Origin of the sequence: Bacteroides fragilis (assembly GCF_019583405.1) — a bacterium.
GTDB classification, from domain to species: domain Bacteria; phylum Bacteroidota; class Bacteroidia; order Bacteroidales; family Bacteroidaceae; genus Bacteroides; species Bacteroides fragilis_B.
The window spans coordinates 47327-70798 of the sequence record NZ_SZUU01000011.1; the positions used below are offsets into that span (position 1 = coordinate 47327).

The 23472-nt window shown below is 43.8% G+C and carries 17 protein-coding genes; 16 read left to right on the forward strand and 1 reads right to left on the reverse strand.

Annotated elements, in window-relative coordinates:
• Positions 1-10 precede the first annotated feature (10 nt).
• The 9 genes from FDF36_RS18665 (at position 11) to FDF36_RS18705 (ending at position 11783) form a co-directional block, all read left to right on the forward strand.
• Entirely contained in the window at positions 11-1252 is a 1242-nt protein-coding gene (locus FDF36_RS18665; protein WP_101603889.1) for a TIGR04150 pseudo-rSAM protein, read from the forward strand.
• A 13-nt stretch (positions 1253-1265) separates the two neighbouring features.
• A complete protein-coding gene (locus FDF36_RS18670) occupies positions 1266-1937 on the forward strand; it encodes an acylneuraminate cytidylyltransferase family protein (protein WP_220392350.1) in 672 nt (223 codons plus the stop codon).
• A gap of 11 nt (positions 1938-1948) precedes the next feature.
• On the forward strand, positions 1949-4423 hold the full coding sequence (locus FDF36_RS18675) for a glycosyltransferase family protein (protein WP_220392351.1): 2475 nt from the start codon (positions 1949-1951) through the stop codon (positions 4421-4423).
• A 94-nt stretch (positions 4424-4517) separates the two neighbouring features.
• Positions 4518-5513, forward strand: coding sequence for a glycosyltransferase (locus tag FDF36_RS18680; protein WP_220392352.1), 996 nt, complete (start codon positions 4518-4520; stop codon positions 5511-5513).
• A 67-nt stretch (positions 5514-5580) separates the two neighbouring features.
• Positions 5581-6246, forward strand: a complete 666-nt coding sequence (locus FDF36_RS18685) for a sulfotransferase family 2 domain-containing protein (RefSeq protein ID WP_220392353.1) — start codon at positions 5581-5583, stop codon at positions 6244-6246.
• Between the two features lie 12 nt (positions 6247-6258).
• Complete coding sequence (locus tag FDF36_RS18690) at positions 6259-6858, forward strand: glycoside hydrolase family protein (RefSeq protein WP_220392354.1); 600 nt, start codon at positions 6259-6261, stop codon at positions 6856-6858.
• Between the two features lie 35 nt (positions 6859-6893).
• Entirely contained in the window at positions 6894-9104 is a 2211-nt protein-coding gene (locus FDF36_RS18695) for a peptidase domain-containing ABC transporter (protein ID WP_005822002.1), read from the forward strand.
• 2 nt (positions 9105-9106) lie between these two features.
• Positions 9107-10426: an HlyD family secretion protein gene (locus tag FDF36_RS18700; protein WP_220392355.1), complete on the forward strand. Its 1320-nt coding sequence runs from the start codon at positions 9107-9109 to the stop codon at positions 10424-10426.
• A 169-nt stretch (positions 10427-10595) separates the two neighbouring features.
• Positions 10596-11783: an OmpA family protein gene (locus FDF36_RS18705; RefSeq protein ID WP_220392356.1), complete on the forward strand. Its 1188-nt coding sequence runs from the start codon at positions 10596-10598 to the stop codon at positions 11781-11783.
• A gap of 86 nt (positions 11784-11869) precedes the next feature.
• On the opposite strand, the gene trpS is transcribed toward FDF36_RS18705, so the two are convergent.
• Positions 11870-12961 carry a tryptophan--tRNA ligase gene (trpS, locus tag FDF36_RS18710; protein ID WP_220392357.1) on the reverse strand — a complete coding sequence of 364 codons (1092 nt, stop codon included), beginning with the start codon at positions 12959-12961 and terminating at the stop codon, positions 11870-11872.
• A 323-nt stretch (positions 12962-13284) separates the two neighbouring features.
• On the opposite strand from trpS, the gene carB reads away from it, so the two are divergent.
• The 7 genes from carB (at position 13285) to FDF36_RS18745 (ending at position 23467) form a co-directional block, all read left to right on the forward strand.
• Positions 13285-16506, forward strand: a complete 3222-nt coding sequence (gene carB / locus FDF36_RS18715) for a carbamoyl-phosphate synthase (glutamine-hydrolyzing) large subunit (RefSeq protein WP_220392400.1) — start codon at positions 13285-13287, stop codon at positions 16504-16506.
• 202 nt (positions 16507-16708) lie between these two features.
• Entirely contained in the window at positions 16709-17137 is a 429-nt protein-coding gene (locus tag FDF36_RS18720; RefSeq protein ID WP_032541896.1) for a bactofilin family protein, read from the forward strand.
• A gap of 215 nt (positions 17138-17352) precedes the next feature.
• Positions 17353-18297 carry a Tsr15 family tyrosine-type DNA invertase gene (locus FDF36_RS18725; RefSeq protein WP_220392358.1) on the forward strand — a complete coding sequence of 315 codons (945 nt, stop codon included), beginning with the start codon at positions 17353-17355 and terminating at the stop codon, positions 18295-18297.
• Between the two features lie 393 nt (positions 18298-18690).
• A complete protein-coding gene (locus tag FDF36_RS18730; RefSeq protein ID WP_220392359.1) occupies positions 18691-19944 on the forward strand; it encodes a FimB/Mfa2 family fimbrial subunit in 1254 nt (417 codons plus the stop codon).
• Positions 19945-20054: 110 nt separating this feature from the next.
• On the forward strand, positions 20055-20966 hold the full coding sequence (locus tag FDF36_RS18735) for a FimB/Mfa2 family fimbrial subunit (RefSeq protein ID WP_220392360.1): 912 nt from the start codon (positions 20055-20057) through the stop codon (positions 20964-20966).
• Positions 20967-20995: 29 nt separating this feature from the next.
• Positions 20996-21592 carry a DUF3575 domain-containing protein gene (locus tag FDF36_RS18740; RefSeq protein WP_005799113.1) on the forward strand — a complete coding sequence of 199 codons (597 nt, stop codon included), beginning with the start codon at positions 20996-20998 and terminating at the stop codon, positions 21590-21592.
• Between the two features lie 24 nt (positions 21593-21616).
• Positions 21617-23467 (forward strand): OmpA family protein, encoded by a 1851-nt coding sequence (locus tag FDF36_RS18745; RefSeq protein WP_220392361.1) that lies wholly within the window; start codon positions 21617-21619, stop codon positions 23465-23467.
• The last annotated feature ends 5 nt before the right edge of the window (positions 23468-23472 follow it).

A 23472-nucleotide genomic window follows, 5' to 3' on the forward strand; every position in this document is an offset into this window, starting at 1 on the left:
AGGGTATAATATGTTTCAAGTAGATAAGAATTATTGGCTGGTAATTGCGCCTTATGTATATTGTTGTATAAAGGGTAAGAAGGCTCTATTATATAATACTAAGAATTGGGAGTATTTAGAGGTGGAAAATGAGAATGTAATAGGGCTATTACGACAGTTACATAAAAGAGATAATCTTGGTGCGGTGTTTTGTGAAGGGAAAATGTTGACAGAGCCATGTTACTCAAATTTTATATCTGATTTTGTGTCAAAGGAAATGGGAGGTGTTATAGATGTGGTATCTTTTCCCGATAAACCGATACAAATGATGCCTATTCTTAATTTACAATGTGATGTGGATAAATTACAGCAAATAGAAGATAGGGGTATAGGAGAAGATATTTTGTTTAATTTGTTAGAAATAAATGTTTTTCTTTATAATGTTTGTGATCATCATTGTTTATATTGCAGTAAATATTCACAGCAAAATTTGTGCTGTCGCGTAGCAGAAACAGAGACGTCTCAAGTTCTTGATATCTCTGCTTTGAAGTCTATTATAGCACAAATTCGATATGGAGTGGTAGGTCGGTTGAATTTATTTGGTGGAAATATTTGGAAGTATCCTAATTATAATGATATTCCTTTTTTATTATCAGGTTTTAAAGGTCAAATTCATATTTGGAGTCATTATGCTGATTTTGTGGGTAATAAAATCTTAGATTCAGATTTTTTTTATGATGTAATTGTTCCTTTTCCCATGGAAGAAGAATTACTGCGAAATTGTATCTTTTTATTAGGAGATTTACAAATAAAGATTCATTTTTATGTTACGCAAATAGATGAATATGCTAAGGCGGAGGAGATTGTACATAAATATGCTATTAATGACTATTCAATACATTCTACCTATGTAGGATGTAATTTGGATTATTTTGAAAAATATGTTTATATGGATAAAGGGGATATCCTGCAATCTCAATACTCAATGAGCCAAATTTTTGCTCATCAAAAAATGAATTCACATTTTTTCGGTTCGTTATCAATCTCTGTTAATGGAGACGTATATGCTAATTTGAATAGTTTAGTTTTGGGAAATATCTATAAAGATAGTTTGATTGATATTGTTAACAAAGAAATGCTTGATAATACAGCATGGCGGAAAATACGAAATGATTATCCTTGCTGTGACTGCATTTACCAATGGCTGTGTCCTTCGCCCTCTAATTATGAATTGGCTATTGGAAAACCGAACCTCTGTCATGTGAAACCATAAATGATGATAGCTTATGAATCGTACTTTCTGTTTTGTTCCGGTTCGCAAAGGGAGTAGAGGTATTCCCGGTAAGAACCTGCGTATGCTGGGAGACAAACCTCTGGTATGTTGGATTATCGATACCATCCTTGCTTCCGGCATAGCGGACGAGGTATGTGTAGCGACAAATTGTGATGAAATGGAGAGTCTGATACGAGGCCGTTACAAAGAAGTTGTACGGATATTCAGGCGCAGTGAGTGGAGTGCAAGGGATGAGGCTCCCAGTCTGGAAGTTGTACAGGAATTTTTCCATTTTTGTAAGCCGGACCGGAATGATGATTTTATTTTGTTACAGGCTACTTCTCCTTTTACGACTGCACAAGAACTAAGGGGGCTTGCAGAAGAGATGGGAAGGGGTGAGGCGGATTCCTATGTTGCCTGTTGCCGTTTGAAGAAGTTTCGTTGGAGTGATGAGGGGAGACCTTTGGACTATTCATTCGAAACCAAACCTCGCCGGCAGGAGTACAAAGGTTTTCTGATAGAGTCGGGAGCTTTCTATGCTTCTACGGTGGGGAGAATACTGGACTCCGGGCAGCTTCTTTCGGGAGTTGTGAAGGTGGTGGAGATCGGTCCCGCAGGGATGATAGATATCGATGAAGAAGCGGACTGGAGACAGGCTGAACATTATATTGAAACTGGGCTTTAATAAAAAAAGATATGGATAGACGGGATTATTATGTGGAGTATTATGAAGTACTGGATAGGGGGCTGTCTGACTACGTGAACCATTTGAGGGAAGAGAAAGAGTATTGGCTGAAAATGGGGAGGCATGATGTGGGCGTGCCTTTGATCAATTTACTATTCTGGCAGTTCACATGGCATAGAGAGGAGTACGACCGGTTACGTAAAGAAGGAAAGAGCTGTGGGGAAGCATTGGGTAGCGTAAAGGAGATACTGGCCGATAAGCAGGTGGAAGAATGGGAGCGACAGGAAGAGGAATACAAAATCTACGACCATGAATGGTATGAAGCACTGGCACCTTATGGCGGGCAGTTGGTGATTTATATTTATAATGCCCGTCAATTGGCTTATCTGACTCCGTTAATTGAACGTCTGGAAGAACCGGTGTTGCTCTTGTCGGAATATGAGATTCCGGATGAAACGGAGTTGCCGGACTTTGTAACAGCCATTACTCTTGAATTTACCAAAACAGTTCCATTGGTTAATCCATTCCTGAAAGAGTGGTTTCCCTTGATTTTTCAATATGCGAATACATTTGATATATTGATGAGGATCTTGCAACCTAAAGGATTGATTTTTCTGGAAGGCTGCCATTACCAGCAGTTATTGCTTGCCACCATAGGGCGTGATTATGGAATACCGACCTTGTGTATCCAGCAGGGATGGCCGTCATTGATGCACACTGCTTTCAGGAGGATGCCTTACCGGTACTATCTGATGTGGGGGGAAGGTTTCCGGACTTTGTGGGAGAAGCATAATCCTCTGCCGGACTTTGTCCCGACGGGCTATATGTATCAGGTGGAACCGCGTAATGAGACGAAAAAGGAGTGTGTTACTTTTTTCTTGCAGGGACCTTTTTTTCTGAGTGACAAAAGGTATCTTCAAGAGATGATCCGCCTGATAGGGACGGTAGCCGCGGAATTTCCCGTCCGGCGGTTTCTGGTGCGTGAACATCCTGAGTTCAGGATAGGTGAGGAGGTACGCATGGAATGGGAGCAGATTCCCAATATAGAAATGGTAACGGATGAAAAGCTGGCAGAGGTATTTGCCCGCACACGGGTAGGGGTGGCACACTATTCTTCTTCTTTGATGGAGGGAGTGGCGCACGGTGCTGTCCCGTTGGTGTACGATCCGACCGAGGGATCGCGGTATTCTCCGGATGTGGAAGCCGAGGAACTGGGGATGATAGCGAAAACGAAAGAGGAGTTGACCGGCGGTTTGTCCCGGATATTGGGGAATTATGAAGATTTTAAACAGAGGATAGAGAAGGAACAACCTCTGTGGTTTCAGGCAACAGGAGAAGAAACTCTCCGGAATATGGTAGGGTTTATTAAAGAAAAAATGCCTCCTGTTACGTTGAAGGAGATTTATGTGGTTGATACGGATACGTTGACACGCGAACGGCCCGTCGGGGTATCGGGGTTATTGCGCTGTAAGAATTGTGAGGATTTTTTGGAGATGTGCATTGATTCGTGTATCGACGGATTGGATGAGTTGATAGCTGTCTATCATGATTGTACGGATCGTACGCCGGAGATTCTCAGGCAGAAGGCGGCACAATATCCGGATAAAATCAGGGTCTTTGAGTATCAGCCGTCTGTATATCCGATCGATCTGGATGAGGAGGAGTTTGAGAAGGCAAAGCTGTTGCCGCCCGACTCTATCCATACGCTGGCAGGCTATTGCAACTATGCATTGTCGAAAGCAAGCTATCGGTACGCAGTGAAGATCGATGCCGATCAGGTTTATTTTACGGATCGGCTGAAACATATCTGTGATGCTTACCGTTCTGATAAAAAAGTGCGGTTCAACGTGGCGGAATGTATCTCTTACAACCTGTATCGGGCTTATCTGGACTCTTTCAACCGTATAGAGATGCGACCGTTCAGGTGGCTGGAACGAATTGCGTTGTGGACGCATGCGTTGTATGCTTCTTATCTGGAGAAGATGATCATCCGGTATAAAGTGCCTGTCTCGATGTCGGGCATTAACTTGTTCCGGAAAGACCGGGAGTGGATGGTAGGGTTGGGGCAGGAACATCCGGAGCCTGACTGCAAAGAGATACTCCCTCCGTTTAATGGCGTGCGTGATACTTTCTTTTTTGAGGTGTCTGCGGACCGGATATTCAGGTATATGACGGAAACGAAGCCGGATGGCCGTCATCGGGGACTGGAAGTGATGCGCTGTCCGAATGAAATATTGGATGCCGGCTTTTGTTGGTTTCATTTGCGTGCCCTGATGAAGGAGCATGAAGAGGGCTATCGGCAGTCTTACCGGAAACATCCGGAGCGGTTTATACCTTTGGGGACCTTTGTGAAGCTGTCGTACAGGAGTTTACAACAGAGATATAAACCTTTTGTTGCCGTACGTTGGGCGGAACCGGTATTCGCTTATTTCTTTATGGCGGGTAAAGGAAGGATTCCGTGGAAAAAGTTGAAAGAGATAGAATGAATAGTGGCAGATAAATGTGTTTCGCAGCTTGATAAAAGATAGATGGTGGATTTATTGATTCCCCAAAAATACACGAACTAAAATTGAGAGGGATATGAAGGAGGTAAAAAGACCGGTAGTTTCGGTGGTGGTTCCGGTCTATAATACGGAACTTTTTCTGGAGGAATGTCTGTACTCTTTGGAGAAGCAGACTTTGACGGATATTGAGATCATTCTGGTGAACGACGGATCGACGGATAATTCCGGAGAGTTGCTGCGGGAGTATGCGGGTAAGGATGCTCGTTGCGTTTATGTGGAACAGGCGAATCAAGGACTTTCTGCTGCACGGAATACCGGAATAGAACATGCATCCGGGCATTATCTGGCATTTCTGGATAGTGACGACTGGTTGGCGGAAGATGCTTTGCAGGTGCTTTGTGCTATAGCGATGAAGACCCGGACGGACATTGTCTCAGGAAATACATTGGCGGTACATCCGGATGGGCAGGTGCGAAGTTGGGAAAGAAGGAGCAGGGAGTTATTTGCAGCAGGAACCGTGGTGTCCGGAAGTACGTATTTCTCAAGAGTGATGGATTGCAGATGTTATGTCCCTATGGTGTACAACTATTTATATCGGAGAGATTTTATTGAGCAAAACGGTTTTCGCTTTGAGCCGGGGCTGATTCATGAGGATGAATTATGGACTCCGCAGGTGCTGACAACCGCTCAGAAAATGACGGTTGCCGATATTGATTTTTATTATTACCGGCAACGGGAAGGATCGATTATGACAGCGACAGCAGCGGGTAGGCGGATTGCTTCCATTCAATTGATTATTGAAAAATTACTGGAGTATAGCCGTAAACATTTGTTTGAGAAAAAACATAGAGAGGCAAAAGAAGCGCTCTATGTAAGGTTGCTGCAAATATATTCTACCGCCTGTACATTGCATCCGGACGGAACTTATACTACTTTGTACGATAGGGCGGGAGAAATGCTGCGTGTTTGTGAGGAACTCAGTCGGCAAGAGTCTCTTGGAAGATGGTATAGTGAGGAGATACTGAACAGGATGAAACTGTACTATGACCGGCTCCAGACGATGGAAGGATAAGGGGCTATGGCAGGGAACTGAATCACTTTATTGTATGTATGTTGGACATCGAAAATCGTAGTATATCATGAAAGATATTGCAATGCTAAACAAACCACCATTAGACTTCTTCGGATGTAATTTTTGTCTTGTAGAGAAGCAGCGTATGGCTTTTGTCCTTATCTCGAAATGTGGACTCACTTTTTTGGAGAATATAGCTATCTATGCGTCTATAGGTATGATTCCTGATACGGAAGATCAGACTCATTTTTATATCGCCCGGGTAAAACCCGAACGTTTTTTGGTACCGGTTTCTGAGATGTCCGGTTATGAAAGGGAGCATAAATCGTATTTGAAGGTAGCGGTTTGGAGGGATCCGGTGGAAAGATTGGTTTCTGCTTATAAATATTTTATACTTGAACGCACTTTTAACCGTTATATGTATATGTGTAATCTTTATCAGGATCATTCTTTTGAACGCTTTCTTTCGTTTGTTGAGTTTGAATTGGGGAAGACAAATCCGTTGTGGCAGGATGAACATATACGCAGGCAATCTGATTTTTATACTTCTGCTGATGTGGACTGTATCGTACCACTCAGTAAATTGAACCGTTTTTTAGCCGAAAGGGGGGTAGATATGCCCGAGGAAAAGGCAAATGCAACATCTGTCCGGTTTGAACTGAAGGATGAAAAACAGATAGCAAGGATAAAAGAACTTTATCGCCTCGATTATGAAATACCTGCCGGTTATTAAAAAAGAAATGTTATGGATGCACATATAGAACAGATCGCAAAATCGCTTTATTTCTCTCACAGACAAACTGACATGGGGTTGTTTTATGGAAAGATGGGACGTTGCCTTTTCTTTTTTGATTATTCACGTGTCACTGAATTGAGGGCGTTTGAGGAAATGGCCGGAGAATTGCTGGATGAAGTGGTGGAGAGTGTCCGCTTAGGGATGCCGGTCGGTTTGTCTTTCGGATGGGCTGGCATAGGTTGGGGGGTAGAATATCTTGTCCGGAGGGGATTTGTGGAAGATGTCGGCAATGAAGAACGGAATAAGATTGATAAGAAAGTGATGGAATATGATGTCAGGCGTTTGGATGACTACTCTTTAGTTACGGGACTGGAGGGCATTGCATGGTATGTCCTGCTTCGATTGTCTTCGGGGGATAAAAGTGTACGGATCAGAGAAGAAACCTATTTGTTTGATTTGAGCAATGCTTGCGAAAGAGTTTTAAAGAAAAGGCAGTATAAGGGCATGCTTTTGCTGCTGGATTTTCTGAACGGGAAACAGATAAATTATCCTTTCAGGGAATTTTTTTCACAAATTCCGGGGGAAGCGCATTATATTCCGGATATGTGATGTATTTTTGTGACGTAGACTAATATTATGAATAAATGAAGTTAAGCTCTTTTCCTCACTATCTCCAGTTGGACGCTATGGATTGCGGCCCTTCCTGCCTTCGCATGATTGCGAAGTACTATGGTAAGAGTTATTCTCTGCAAACCCTCCGTGCACGTTCTTTTATTACCCGTGAAGGAGTTTCCATGCTGGGCATCAGTGACGCGGCGGAATCCATCGGTTTCCGTACTTCGGGGGTGCGCATCTCTTTGGAGCAACTGAAGAAGGATGTACCGTTACCTTGCATTCTGCATTGGAACCAGAATCACTTTGTGGTCTGTTATGATATAAAGAAGAAGCGCAGTGGCTACCGTTTCTATATCGCCGACCCCGCCCGTCAGTTGATTTCGTACAGTGAAGAGGAATTTAAAAAGTGCTGGTTGTCTACCAAGGTGAACGGAGAGGAGAAAGGGGCTGCACTTGCGCTTGAACCGGGTCCGGAATTCCAAGGGCAGGGGGACGAAGAAGAATCCGGCAGTCGCAGCCTTCGTTTTTTTCTTAAGTATTTGTCGCCTTACCGTAAACAGTTGATACAGCTCGTTCTGGGAATGCTGACAGCGAGCTTGCTGCAACTTATCTTCCCATTTCTGACACAGTCGTTGGTGGATGTGGGTATCCGTGACGGTAACCTGAACTTTATCACTCTGATCCTGATCGCACAGCTGGTAATCTCCGTTTCGCAACTTTCGGTTGAGTTTATCCGTAGCTGGATCATGCTTCACATGAACACACGTATCAACATCTCGCTGATCTCTGACTTCCTGGCAAAGTTGATGAAACTACCGCTCCATTATTTCGATACGAAGATGATCGGTGACATTATGCAGCGTATCGGTGACCACGGACGCATCGAGAGCTTTCTGACAGGCTCGTCCATCAGTACGCTTTTCTCTTTCGTAAACTTCTTTATTTTTGCTTTTGTATTGGCTTATTATAATCTGGGTATTCTTGCCATCTTTCTGGTAGGCAATTCACTCTATATCTGCTGGATTCTTGTGTTCATGAAGTACCGGCGTGAACTGGATATCCGGCGTTTTGCCCAGGCGGCGGGCGAACAGAGCAGTTTGATTCAGCTGGTGACTGCCATGCAGGAAATCAAGCTGAATAACTGCGAGAAGCAAAAGCGCTGGCAGTGGGAACGCATTCAGGTGAAGCTTTTCAAGATCAGCGTGAAGGGACTGGCATTGGGACAGGTTCAGCAAGTGGGTTCTGTCTTTTTTAATCAGACAACGAATATCGTAATTTCCTTTATTGCTGCCAAATCGGTTGTGGAAGGGGATATGACTCTGGGTATGATGATGTCTTTGACGTATATCATCGGTCAGCTGAGTGGCCCCATCGGCTCTTTTATCGGCTTTGCCCAACAACTTCAGGATGCAAAGATCAGTCTGGAACGCTTGAACGAGATTCACGGTCAGAAAGATGAAGAACAGGATATCACTTCAAAACTGACGGTTCTTCCGGATCGGCGTGATATTCGTATTGAAAATCTGTCGTTTAGCTATGACGGGGCGGACCGTGACTATGTGCTGAAAGATGTGAATCTGGATATACCCGAACATAAAGTGACAGCGATCGTAGGGGCGAGTGGTAGTGGTAAGACTACACTGATTAAGTTGATGCTCGGTTTTTATACTCCGAATAAGGGGGATATCAAAATAGGTGAGACTCCTCTGGATGTGGTGAATCCGCATCTCTGGCGTGCGAAGAGTGGTTCGGTGATGCAGGATGGCTTTATTTTCTCTGATACGATTGCGAACAACATTGCTGTTGGTGAGGAGCAGGTGGATGTGGAACGTTTGCGCCATGCTGTGACGGTTGCCAATATCCGTGATTTTATCGATTCTCTTCCTTTGGGCTATAATACGAAGATCGGAATGGAAGGGAACGGCATCAGTCAGGGACAACGTCAACGTCTGCTGATAGCCCGTGCGGTTTATAAGAATCCGGAGTTCCTGTTTTTCGATGAGGCGACGAATGCACTGGATGCCAATAACGAGCGTGAGATTATGGAGCACCTCCATACATTCTATCGGGGTAAGACGGTCGTAGTGGTGGCGCATCGTTTGAGTACGGTTCGTGATGCGGATAAGATCGTAGTGCTGGATAAAGGTGCTGTGGCTGAAGAGGGCACTCACCGTGAACTGACGGAGAAGAAAGGATTGTATTATCAGTTGGTGAAGAATCAGCTGGAGTTAGGAAGTTAGGTATGGAAAAGGAGCACACACATAAAGAAATCGAGCTTCGCAGTGAAGAGGTACAGGAGGTGATGAACCGTGTTCCGGCGTGGATTCTGCGTAGTGGCATTACGGTATTGTTTATCATCGTAGTGGTGTTGGTGGCAGGCAGCTATTGGTTTAAATATCCGGATGTGATAACTGCGGAGGTGACGGTGAGTACACAGGAGCCTCCATCTTATGTAATGGCACGTTCGGCCGGTAGATTGGCGGACCTGTATGTACAGAACGGCCAGGAGGTGAAGCCGGATATGAATCTGGGTGTAATAGAGAATACGGCTCGTGCGGTGGATGTGTTTTCTTTGAAGGAGAAGATGCAGAAGTGGAAGCTGGAAGGATATACCCCGGAATCGGGGAAAAACCTTTTTCTGCTTTCGGAGACCGACCGCTGGCGGCTGGGTGAGATACAGTCGGCTTATGCAGGATTTGTGAGTACCCTCTCCGAGGTGGTTCGTATGAAGGAGTTGGGATATTATGCAAAGAAGTTGCAATCACAGAAAGAATTGCTGGCTACACAGAAGAAATATTATGATCAGGTTCGGAGGCAATATTTTCTGATAGAGAAAGAATATGCTTTAGCTCATGCCTCATATGCAAGAGATTCGATTCTTTATCATCGTAAGGCGATGATTATTACGGAGTTTGAACAGTCCGGCAGTCGCTACTTGCAAAGCCTTCAGTCAAAGGAATCGGCCCGTATGCAGTTGACTCAGGTAGATATGCAGATAGAGCAATCGGAAGAGACATTGCTTGATCTGGAAAAACAGGCGTTTGAAGAACAGCAGACACAGGAGGTAAATCTGAGAAATGCTACGGATCAGTTGTTGGGGCAGCTTGCGGCGTGGGAACAACATTATCTGCTTCGAAGTCCGGTCGGAGGAAAAGTTACTTTCCTGAATGTGTGGAGCGTGAATCAGTATGTGGAGTCGGGGGCTACCGTTTTTGTGGTTGCCCCGAAAGAGGAATCCTTGCCTGTAGGGACGGCATTGCTGCCCTTACAGGGATCGGGTAAAGTAAAGGCCGGACAGCGTGTGAATTTGCGTCTGAATAATTATCCGGACCAGGAGTTTGGTTATGTAAGGGGGGAGGTGAGAAGTGTTTCGCCTCTGCCGACGGCGGAAGGCATGTATGTGGTCGATATTGCTTTGCCGGATGGGCTGACAACCAATTATGGAAAGATACTGCCCTTGACTCGTGAGATGAAGGGAAGTGCGGAAATTATCACGGACGATCTTCGTCTGCTGGAAAGATTGATTATGCCGTTACGAAAAATTTTCATGGAACAAAAATAGGTTAAAGTGGCTTTGGAGCTATATATAATAAGGTGTATCTTTGAATCTTTGTAGAAAATGCTTCGGAAATTTTCATTTATCCAAAACCTTTTAGTTTCGTTGGTGTTATTTAAATAGTTTCAATAATAAATAGGAAGATTTGTAATAACCACTTTAACTATTAAGGTATATGAAAAAGATTCTAATGCTGCTGGCTTTAGCCGGCGTTACATCTGTTGCTTCAGCGCAACAAACTACGATTACGGGATACGAAGTTATCCAGGTACAAGACAAATATCAAGTGATCACTAACCCTTTTTGGGATAATTGGTTCTTTTCTATCGGTGGTGGTGCCGAAGCCATGTTTGGTGACAATGACCATGCCGGAAAGTTCAGGGATCGTATCAGTCCGACATTGAATGTGGCTGTCGGTAAATGGTTTACTCCCGGGTTGGGATTGCGATTGCAGTACAGCGGCTTGCAAGGACGTGGCTTTGCCCATTCGGAAACAGCCGATTTCGTGAAGAGTGGTAAACTGGCCAATGGGTATTATAAACAGAAATTCAACTATATGAATCTTCACGGTGACGTGATGTTCAATTTGAATGCTCTGTTTGGCGGATACAACTCTCACCGTATATATGAAATTATCCCTTACTTGGGAGCCGGTTTTACTCATTCATACTCTAAACCTCATCGTGAGGCATTTGCTATGAACGCAGGTATTATTAACCGTTTCCGCGTATCGAGTGCGGTAGATATCAATATCGAAATCGGTGGTATGCTGGCTGAAGATAAGTTTGACGGAGAAATTGGTGGAAAACATGGGTATGATGGCGTTGCCAGCCTGACTGCAGGTCTGACTTACCGCTTCCCGGCCCGTGGATTTGCCCGTCCGATGCCACAGATTATCTCTGAAATAGAATTGGCCAATATGCGTCGCCAGATGAATGAAATGGCTGCTGCCAACCAGTCACTGCAACAGCAGTTGGTTGATGCACAGAATCAGCCGGTGGCAGAAGTTGCCGAACAGGTAGTCGTTACGGACGCTAATATTGCTCCACGTACTGTATTCTTCACAATAGGTTCTTCTGAACTGTCTCCGCGTGAAGAGATGAACTTGTCTTATCTGGCTGCTAAGATGAAAGAATTCCCGGATACACAATATACCGTATACGGATATGCTGACTCGGCAACCGGTACTCCTGCATTCAATAAGGAGTTGAGCCAGAAACGTGCTCAGGCTGTTGTCAATGCATTGATTAAGAAATACGGAGTAGACTCCAGCCGCTTGAAAGTTGATGCAGGAGGTGGTGTGGATAAATTCGGTAAACCTATTTACCTAAACCGCGTTGTATTAGTAGAGTCTGCTAAATAAATTCAGACTCAAACTACTTTAAAAGAAATCGCCCTGTTACCGGACTGGTAGCAGGGCATCTCTTATTTTACTAATGTATCTAATTTCTATTTATTGAATCGCTTAATTTGTTCGTTGATCAGCTCGGCATCATCGAAATAGTTTATTTTCATGGCTTTACGAACATCGGATAACGTATCGGCAGCGGCAGTTCTTGCCACTTCACAGCCTTTTCTCAACATTTCGTAGATGGCAGGAATGTCTTTCTCAAATTCTTTCCGGCGATTACGGATAGGTTCCAGTTCTTCTTGCATAATAGCGTTGAGGAAGCGTTTCACCTTTACATCTCCCAGGCCGCCGCGTTGATAATGAGCTTTCAGTTCATCGAGGCTCGGATAGTCGGGCAGATAACGTTCGAAATGTTCGGGACGGCAGAAGGCATCCAAATATGTAAATACGGTATTACCTTCGATTTTGCCCGGGTCTTGCACCCGTAAGTGATCGGGGTCGGTGAACATGCTCATTACTTTCTTCTGTACCTCGTCCGCTTCTTCGGAAAGGTAAATGCAGTTGCCTAACGATTTACTCATTTTGGCTTTTCCATCGGTACCCGGTAGGCGCAGGCAGGCTGCGTTGTCCGGTAGAAGGATTTCCGGCTCGACTAATGTTTCTCCATAGATATAATTGAAACGGCGGACAATTTCTCTGGCCTGCTCGATCATGGGCTCCTGATCTTCACCTACCGGTACGGTTGTGGCACGGAAGGCAGTGATATCGGCAGCTTGGCTGATGGGATAGGTAAAGAAGCCTACGGGAATGCTGGTTTCGAAGTTGCGCATCTGTATTTCCGTCTTCACGGTAGGGTTACGTTGCAGGCGTGATACAGTGACGAGGTCCATATAATAGAATGTCAGTTCACACAGTTCCGGAATCTGGGACTGGATGAAGATGGTCGACTTTTCCGGATCGAGTCCGCAAGCCAGATAATCGAGGGCTACTTCAATTACGTTTTGGCGTACTTTTTCGGGATTGTCAATGTTATCGGTCAATGCCTGTGCATCAGCGATGAAGATGAAAGTTTTGTCAAACAAGCCGGAGTTCTGTAGTTCGACTCTTCGTTTCAGTGAGCCTACGTAGTGTCCGATATGGAGTTTCCCGGTAGGACGGTCACCTGTCAATATGATTTTTTCTTTTCCCATTATTTTTATTTTTAATCGAAGGACAAAGATAGTCAGAATCAGCTGAAGTAACAAATAAAACGAATATTCTTACCAGATTCCTTTGTAATTATAGAAATAAGTCGTTACTTTGCACAAACTTTGAAACAACAATGAATCAACAGGAAATCAGAAGTAAGTATTATCTCCATTCGAGTGTATTTCACCCGGAATCGGTCTACTTCTTCTCTTTTCTCCAAAAACGATATTTAGTTCTTTGGTAATGCGTTAGTCCTTTTTTGAGGGCAACGCATTTTTTTTATGCGGACACTTAGAAATAACAACTTATAATGACAATAAAAGAAATGGAAAAGGAAATGAAAAAGGTCCTTGTTTTGGGTTCAGGCGCACTCAAAATCGGACAAGCCGGAGAGTTTGATTATTCCGGTTCACAGGCATTGAAGGCCTTGAAAGAAGAAGGTATCAATTCGGTATTGGTTAACCCGAACATCGCAACCATTCAGACTTCCGAGGGAATTGCTGATAAGGTGTATTTCCTTCCCGTGACTACTTATTTTGTAGAGGAAATTATCAAGAAAGAACGCCCCGACGGCATTTTGCTTGCGTTCGGCGGACAGACTGCCCTGAACTGCGGTGCAGAACTTTATACACAAGGTGTTCTGGATAAATATGGCGTGAAAGTATTGGGTACTTCGGTTGAGGCCATCATGTATACGGAAGACCGTGATCTGTTTGTGAAGAAACTCAACGAGATTAATATGAAAACTCCGGTCAGCCAGGCTGTAGAAAGCATGGAAGATGCTATTGCTGCTGCACGTCGCATTGGTTATCCGGTGATGGTTCGTTCGGCTTACGCGCTGGGAGGACTCGGAAGTGGTATTTGTGCCAATGAAGAGGAATTTCTCAAATTGGCTGAGAGTTCATTTGCTTTCTCTAAACAGATTCTGGTGGAAGAGTCGTTGAAAGGATGGAAAGAAATTGAGTTTGAGGTGATCCGTGATGCGAATGACCACTGTTTTACGGTAGCAAGCATGGAAAACTTTGATCCGCTGGGCATTCATACCGGCGAATCGATCGTGGTAGCTCCGACTTGCTCATTGGACGACAAAGAATTGAAAATGTTGCAGGAACTTTCAACTAAATGTATCCGCCATCTGGGTATTGTAGGTGAATGTAACATTCAGTATGCATTCAATTCGGATACGGATGATTATCGTGTGATTGAGGTGAATGCACGTTTGAGCCGTTCGTCGGCCTTGGCTTCGAAGGCAACCGGCTATCCGTTGGCATTTGTGGCTGCGAAAGTGGCATTGGGCTACACACTCGACCAGATTGGTGAGATGGGAACTCCGAATTCCGCTTATGTGGCTCCGCAACTCGATTACTATATTTGTAAAATTCCTCGTTGGGACTTGACTAAATTTGCCGGTGTATCCCGTGAGATCGGATCGAGCATGAAATCGGTTGGTGAGATTATGTCGATAGGCCGTTCGTTTGAAGAGATTATCCAGAAAGGTCTCCGCATGATCGGTCAAGGTATGCATGGGTTTGTCGGTAACGACGATGTGCATTTTGAGGATCTGGATAAGGAGCTTTCTCACCCGACGGATTTACGTGTTTTCGCTCTGGCTCAGGCCATGGAAGATGGCTATACGATAGAGCGTATCCATGAACTGACAAAGATTGACCCGTGGTTCTTGGGCAAACTGAAAAATATCGTTGACTATAAAGCGAAGTTGTCTGCTTATGATAAGGTAGAGGATATTCCTGCAGACGTATTGAGGGAAGCCAAAGTGCTGGGCTTCTCTGACTTCCAGATTGCGCGCTTTGTGTTGAATCCGGCAGGAAATATGGAGAAAGAGAACCTGATGGTACGTGCCCGTCGTAAAGAACTGGGTATCCTTCCGGCCGTGAAACGCATCAATACCATTGCTTCCGAACATCCGGAACTGACAAACTACCTTTATATGACTTATGCGGTTCAGGGATATGATGTGAACTATTATAAAAATGAAAAGTCAGTAGTTGTGTTAGGATCGGGCGCTTATCGCATTGGTAGCTCGGTTGAGTTTGACTGGTGCTCGGTAAATGCTGTGCAGACTGCCCGCAAGCTGGGATATAAATCGATTATGATTAATTATAATCCCGAAACGGTGTCTACTGACTATGATATGTGTGACCGTCTGTACTTTGATGAACTTTCGTTCGAACGTGTGCTCGATGTGATCGATCTGGAACAACCTCGCGGTGTGATCGTATCCGTAGGTGGACAGATTCCGAATAATCTTGCCATGAAACTGTATCGTCAGTCTGTTCCGGTATTGGGTACTTCTCCTGTTTCTATCGACCGGGCAGAAAACCGTAATAAGTTCTCTGCAATGCTTGATCAGTTGGGTATCGACCAGCCGGCATGGCAGGAGCTGACCAGCTTGGAAGATGTGAAAGGGTTTGTGGAGAAAGTAGGTTATCCGGTGCTGGTTCGTCCGTCTTATGTATTGTCGGGTGCTGCAATGAATGTTTGCTATGATGACGAGGAGTTGGAGAACTTCCTGAAGATGGCTGCTGAGGTATCGAAAGAGTATCCGGTAGTTGTTTCTCAGTTCCTTGAGAATACCAAGGAAATTGAATTCGACGCGGTGGCACAGAATGGAGAAGTGGTAGAATATGCTATCTCAGAACATATCGAGTTTGCCGGAGTGCACTCGGGTGACGCTACGCTGGTATTCCCGGCACAGAAAATCTATTTTGCAACAGCGCGCCGCATTAAGAAAATCAGCCGCCAGATTGCGAGAGAGCTTAATATTTCGGGACCGTTCAATATTCAATTCCTGGCTCGCAACAACGAAGTCAAAGTAATCGAATGTAACTTGCGTGCTTCACGCAGTTTCCCGTTTGTCTCGAAGGTGTTGAAACGTAACTTTATCGAAACAGCTACCCGCATTATGCTCGACGCTCCATACAGTCGTCCCGATAAGTCGGCATTTGATATCGACTGGATTGGAGTGAAAGCTTCTCAATTCTCTTTCTCACGTTTGCACAAAGCCGATCCGGTTTTAGGTGTAGATATGTCGTCTACCGGTGAGGTGGGCTGCATTGGTGACGACTTTTCTGAAGCATTGCTGAATGCGATGATTGCTACCGGTTTTAAAATTCCTGAGAAGGGAGTGATGTTCTCTTCAGGTGCAATGAAGTCGAAAGTCGATTTGTTGGAGGCAAGTCGCATGTTGTTCAACCAAGGGTATAAGATTTATGCAACAGCCGGTACTGCTGCTTTCCTGAATGCACATGGGGTAGATACTACTCCGGTTTACTGGCCGGATGAAAAACCGGGAGCTGAGAATAATGTGATGAAGATGATTGCCGACCATAAGTTCGACTTGATTGTGAATATTCCGAAGAATCATTCGAAACGTGAGTTAACAAATGGTTATCGCATCCGTCGTGGAGCGATCGATCACAATATTCCATTGATCACCAATGCTCGTCTGGCAAGTGCGTTTATCGAGGCATTCTGCGATCTGAAACTGGAAGATATTCAGATAAAGAGCTGGCAGGAATATAAATAATTCTGTTTGCAACAATTTAATAATAGGAGAGAGAGGGGAGAAACCGATAAACGGTTTTTCCCCTTTTTTATGATTATATACGATCATTTTCCCGCCTTTTTTTCCGCCTGTCTTATAATTAACTTATATTTGTAATCTACTTAATATTTGGTATCAGAAGAATGTTCGTCCTTTTTTTAATTTACATAATTCAGATTTTAATATGTTTGGAAAAAAGAAGAATGAAGATTATTCTGTAAAGACTGTGAAAGTCGGTGTTGATAAACTGACTACAATAGCATTGGGAACAATCGTGAAAGGAACGATCACGGTGGAAGGGGATTTACGTTTAGATGGAATAATAGAGGGAAATGTTTCTTGTAGAGGGAAAGTGGTGATTGGTCCTCAAGGAAGGATCAAAGGGAATGTGACGTGTACCGGTGCTGTGTTACACGGGATGTTGCAGGGAGATATTCAGGTGGCAGAAGATTTGATAATGAAATCGGGATGTACAATGAATGGTGATGTTTATACATGTAAACTTGAAATAGAATCGAAAGCCAGGTTTAATGGTACTTGTAATACTACTGAGAAAGATACACTTGTGACAAGTCAGGTTGTGAAGCCTGAGACTGTGGATACTGAGAAATGATTGAAGCGGTGTTTTGAGAAGAGCCGGCTCGGTCTATTCCAATTGTGGTTAAAAGTTTTTCGAAGGCTGCAAAGTTATCTAAAAAAAAGAGATAATTATGCAGTTGGTTTGTTATGGCACTACGCTTTTTGCGATTTGTTGAAATATCAGTCCGATATATGAAATGATAAGCAAAAGCATGCGATAATTTAATTTGTAATCTAAACAGACTTAAAATGAAAAAAGAACTTTTGACTCGATTTATGGAGAAGCGAATAGTCGAACTGAAAAAAGAACAACGCAATGGTACTGCCCATGTATATCAGAGTACTTTGAATCGACTGAAAAATTTTATGAATGGACGTGAAATCACCTTTAGCCAGTTGACTCCGGAATGGTTGGCTTTGTTTGAACAGAAACTATTGGCTGACCAGCTTAAGTGGAATACCATTTCTACTTACATGCGTATGTTGAGATCTGTATATAATCAAGCATTGGAGCGGGGTGTGGCAACTTACGTGCCACGTCTTTTCAATAAAGTACATACCGGTATTGATTGCCCGGTGAAAAGAGCTGTTTCGCCGGAAGTTATATGCAGACTGATGACGGACCGAAAACCGTTGCCTGGAAAATTGGCTTTCAGCCGTGATCTGTTTGTGCTTTTGTTCCTGCTTCGAGGGATGCCGTTTGTGGATCTTGCTTTCTTGCGCAGGTGTGATTTACAAGGAAATGTGATCACGTATCATCGGCGCAAGACCAGTCGTAAACTGACTGTGGTGGTGGGTAAGGAAGCCATGGAAATTATACAGAAATATATGTATGCAAATCCGGACTCACCTTATCTTTTCCCTATTATACAGAATCCTGGTAAAGATGAATATGGACAATATGCCCGAATGTTACGCCTTCAGAACTATCGGTTGACACAAGTGGCACACATATTGGGAATCAGAGACCGATTAAGTACTTATACCGCACGCCATACCTGGGCGACAACGGCCCTCCGACAGAATTATAATTCAAGCTTGATTTGTGACGCTATGGGGCATTCTTCGGTTAAAGTAACCGAAACCTATTTTCAACCCTACAGAGACGATGAGGTAAATCGGATGAATAGCTCTCTTATTACATATATTTTATCGAAGAAGAAAAAGGGAGTAGATAAAAATTTGAGAAGCTAATAGCTTGATTACTAATTGAAAAAATATCCGTTACTTCGTAGGTAACGGGAGATGATATCGGCGGCAAATTTAAATATATTTTTTGAATTACGCATAATAAAACAATTATTTTTGCAATAGATATTAAATAACTGAACATTTTTAGCGGGTTGCCTTTCGGAAAGGGCAACAAAAAATAATTCCATTTTTCAGGTTGAAAGATGGGAAAGGACTTTATTGTCGTTTTTAAGACCGTAAAGATTCATTTTAGTAAAAACAACTCCTTTAAAGACACTTCTTTATCTTGGAATTTGTGTAGTCCCGTTACCTACGAAGTAACGGGCAGGCCAAATGGATCAGAAATTAACATTCTGTCTGAATCAACAATTAAGTAGAAACTAAAGTGAATTGTTTATGAGAAAAAAATCTATGTTTTTATGGTCTTTGCTTGCTGCAATGACTATGAGTGCTTGTTCGGAGCACAATGAACTGCCTTCAGGAGAAGTTCCCGGGGGGAACTCGAAGGCTAACTTTATAGTTAAGTTGAACTTTGAAGGAACAAGTATGGAACAGGGCGGTAAAACGAGAGCCGCACAATCTACTGCAGTACCGGAAACTTCGTGGAGTAAAATCCGTCAGGTGCAGATTTTGCTGTATGACGCAAGCAATATCGTGCGGTTTTCAGATGTAGTTAATCCAACAGACGGGAATACTACTTTTACTTATACAGATGTGCCTGCTGGTACATATACGATGGTTGCTATAGCAAATGCGAAGAGTTCGGCGGATGCTATCAATACCTATTTGGATGGAGGCACAACTCCTGTAGAGTGGGGGATGTGGAACGTACGTCAGAAACAGGTACAGAACATGGTGATGAAGTATAAAACGGGTACATTCCCTGCTTTTTGTGCTACTGCCTTGGCTGGCAATACAGCCTATACGGAACCGGCCGAGATCTTTATGGGAGCTGTTTCGGGTGTAGTCATTTCTTCGGATGCTACTGCAACTCCATCTCCGATTGCTTTGAAACGTGAAGTCTCTTTGATGCGTGTCCGTCTGAACGTAAAGGATAAAGAAGGAAATACGAATAATGAGAATACCGCCAAAGGGGTTGACTTTACACAAGACGCTTCTATTATGATTTATCGCTTGCCGGATTATCTGAAAGTGATGGCAGGGAATGACGGAGGAGTAAGTGCTACCTCGACTGCTACTAATATATTGTCTATTTCGGATGGTGAAGTCTTTAAAACGGCTGAGCCCGGATCCGGTTATAACCCTGGAGGAACGATTTTAAACGGAAACTTCACGATGTGGAGAGATGTGGTTGTATTCCCCAATAATGGTGGACGCGTTAATGATTCTGCAACTACCGGTACGGCTGACAGACAGCGTCAGTATTTTATAGTGGTATCAGGACGTGGCAAAGCCGGACATATTTTGGGAGATGGTACTGCACTTCCCGGTGATGCTACCGTTTATTGGTCCGGAGTGGTTAAAGAGAATTTTGTACCGAATGTGATTCGTGAAGTAAATCTGACTTTACGTACCGGCGGAAGCACGATTGTACCTGTAACTCCTACGGAATATGGTGGTTTAGAAATCACTGTGAGTGCTCCTACACCTTGGGATAGCAATATTGTAAGTTCAGATATTATAATGTAAAAACTTTCTTTTTACTCCCCTCGGAATCATGGTCCGGGAGCAGAGAATAAGCAGAAACGCTTGCTGCTCCCGAGGGCCTCGGGGGTGATTAATGAAATAAACTATAGAACATGAGAAAAAACAGACTTCTCATAGTATTATTTACTGGTGTAGCAGTCTTACTTTCGCTTGCGTCGTGTACATATGATTATTTTGAAGATGAAACGAATTATCAGGTTTTTGTACCCGAGGTTCTGAACAAGACTGTCAGTGATTGTCGAGTGCTGGTCTATAACGATGCCGGAACATTGGTCGGCGCACGTTATGCAACCTCTCCATGGGATAAAGATCCGCGCATGGAGGCGGGCTTGTTTAGTTTTAGGTTAACTCCCGGCGAATATAAAGTATACTGTTATACCAATACGGACAGTCTTACGTTTGTGGACGGGCAACATCTGGATGCTTCTGCTTTTATTCTGAAAAGCAGTTCTACCGGACCGAACAGATATGTACAGCCTTCGGCTATATTATTCCAGAAGTTCTTACCCGCAATTGTACATCCAGGCATTTTACAGACCGATACCGCAGCACTGGAACGCTATACCGGACGTATAACGGTTCGGTTTAAGAAATTTCCCGGTGATGTATCGCATATAAAGAAGGTACAATTGCTTGCGGAAGGAGCACCTGTGATGCAATACCTCAAAAATGATACTCTGACCGGCCGATTGACTCCTGAGGATAAAATGTTTCATTTCGGAACATTACCCGTACAGGAGAAAGCCGATGTATTAGAGGTAGATCATCGTTTTATTCCTTCTGTGGAGAATGAACCGATGAGGTTGAATTATACATTTCTCGATGAAAATGGAGCAGTTGTCAACCATCTGCCCGTGGAAGTTACGGAAAGGGAGACAGGGTTGCCGTTACGGCTATTGCATGGTAAACGTATAATTATTGAGATCGAATCTTATACCGTTATTAAGATATCGGTTGTAGGATGGAACGAAGATATCGAGAGTGGAGATACGGACATGGAATGATACATATATACATATAAAAGAGAATTAGAATGAAATCAGTTATACGACATATTTTGAGTGTCGCCGTTTTATTTTGCTTAATCAGCGGAGTACAGGCACAAAGTGTCAAAGTGAATATTCCTTTTTGGCTGACCGGTTCGCCTAATGTCGGCTTTGAGTATACATTGACGAGGCAACTCACGGTGAACGGTGAAGTGCTATGGATGCCGTATTTATTCAAGAAACATGAAGAAGTGTTTCGGGCACTCCAGAGCAGTGTTGAATTGCGCTATTATGTGAATCCGCGTAACTTCTATACTAACGATTCGTGGGATGGATTTTACATAGGTCCTTATGCCATGTACGGTAACTTTAATATTGGTTTGTTGAAGCATAATGATCCGTTACAGAGTTATCGTCGTAAAGGCTGGGGAGTGTCAGGTGGTATCTCAACCGGATATAAATTTGCTTTCAACTCTCGTTGGGGGCTGGATCTGAATATTGGGCTGGGATATGCGCACCTCCAATATAATAAATATTATTTGGGCGGAGAGTATGTAAATTTCCCTTTGGAACGTAAGAAAACCAAGAGATGGATCGGTCCGACTAAGTTCGGTATAAATCTTACTTATAATATATTCCGCTAATGTTACTGATAAAAAGTTGCTGAAATGAGAAAGAAGAAGATACAGATTCTCCTGTCGGCTGCCGCATTCCTTTTTTTAATGGGAGGAACTATGCCTTCCGTTGCGCAGGAGCGGAAGATAGGGCGGATAGAACGGCGGGCAGACCGTAATTTTATCAGGCAAAAATTTGATAAAGCGATGGCCCAGTACGAAACGGCTATCAGGCGTGAAAAAGATGAGGCCGGTCAGGCTGCGCTTCATCTCAAAACAGCGCGTTTGTATTTCATGGTAAGGGAATATGGTCGTGCCTCGGAGCATTATGATAAAGCAATGGGCTTGCATCCGGATTTGCTCGGGGTAGATGATGTCTGTGATTATGTGGATGCTTTGCGTTTTCAGGGACAAGCCCGCAAAGCAGAAGCCATTTGCCTGGATAATGCCTATAAAGATATATATAGCCGCTATCAGCGCTATCAGAATACATTGGAGGCACTTGCCATGCGCCATTCGGTTCTGGAAGACCCCGGATTTTCGGCAAAACGCTTATCACTGAATACATCGAATGCTGAATTTTGGGTTGGAAATTATGGTGAGCAGCCGTTTTATGCCATTAGCTACAGTAAATTCAATGATCCGGGAAAGTTGTTCTTTCATCGTACCCACTATTATGCACTTGATGAATCCGGTGAACCCGGTACCGAGGTTCAGAAACCTCCGAGATATTATGGATATTTCCGGAAGATACCTGCTGACTTGCAGAATGGTCCGGTGACCTTTTCGCCGGATATGAAGTCGATGGTAGCTACGGTTATCGAGTATGATAAAGAGAAGACAACCGTAGAGATGGCAAACCGGAAGCTACGTCCTTTCCGTACAAAGTTGTTTTACTCTGTGCTAAAGAATAAGAAGAAACGATTTACGAAGTATGTTCCGGCTTTTCCGCAGGAGGAGATGTCTTCATATGCCCATCCTTACTTATTCAATGAAGGTAAATCATTGTTGTTCACTTCCGACATGCCGGGAGGATACGGAGGGTTCGACTTGTATGTTGTTCATTGGGATGACGAGGCCCGGACATGGGGAACCCCTGTAAATCTGGGACCGGATGTCAACACGGAAGGTGATGAGATCTTTCCTGTAATCTATAAAGGACGTCTCATCTTTTCGTCTAACGGGCTGCCGGGATTCGGTGGTTATGACCTGTTCAGTGCTTATTATGATAAGGATGGGGTAGTGCCGGGCAGTATCAGTCATTTTCCCCATCCGGTAAATTCCGTCTTCAACGATTATTATATGTGTCCGCTCGATTTGCGAACAGCTTATTTCGTATCCGATCGTGAGATGGCTTCAAGAGATGATATTTATTACCTCCGTACGGTAGAAGATTTAGGTACTCAGCAGGGGATGCCCTTTTACGGGATGAGTGAGGAGAATGCGATTTTGGGTGGCGCTTTGTTGTTGAACGGAGCTACGGAAACAGTTTCTCCGGAGTCTGTTGCATTGAAGCAATATGCACCTGAAGGTTTGCTGATGACTCTTTATTTTGATTTCGATTCGGATGAACTGACCGATGAATCTGTACGGAGGCTTGAGCAGTTTATCAATGAAATGGGTACCTACCAGTTTTCGGAACTGAGGTTCGATGGTTTTGCCGATGAGATAGGAAGTGACAGTTATAACTATTCATTGTCAGAACGAAGGGCAGAGAGTGTTGCAGAGTTCCTGCGCAATCATGGTTTAAATGTACGTTTCGGTATACAGGCCCATGGTAGGATAAAACTTTCTCCGGAAGAGGTGAAAGAGGAAATTGAGTATCATCGCTGGCCGGAGGAAGGTATCGACTGGATACAAGTGAACCGTCGGGCAAGGCGTGTCGAAATATATAATAAGAGGTAGAAATA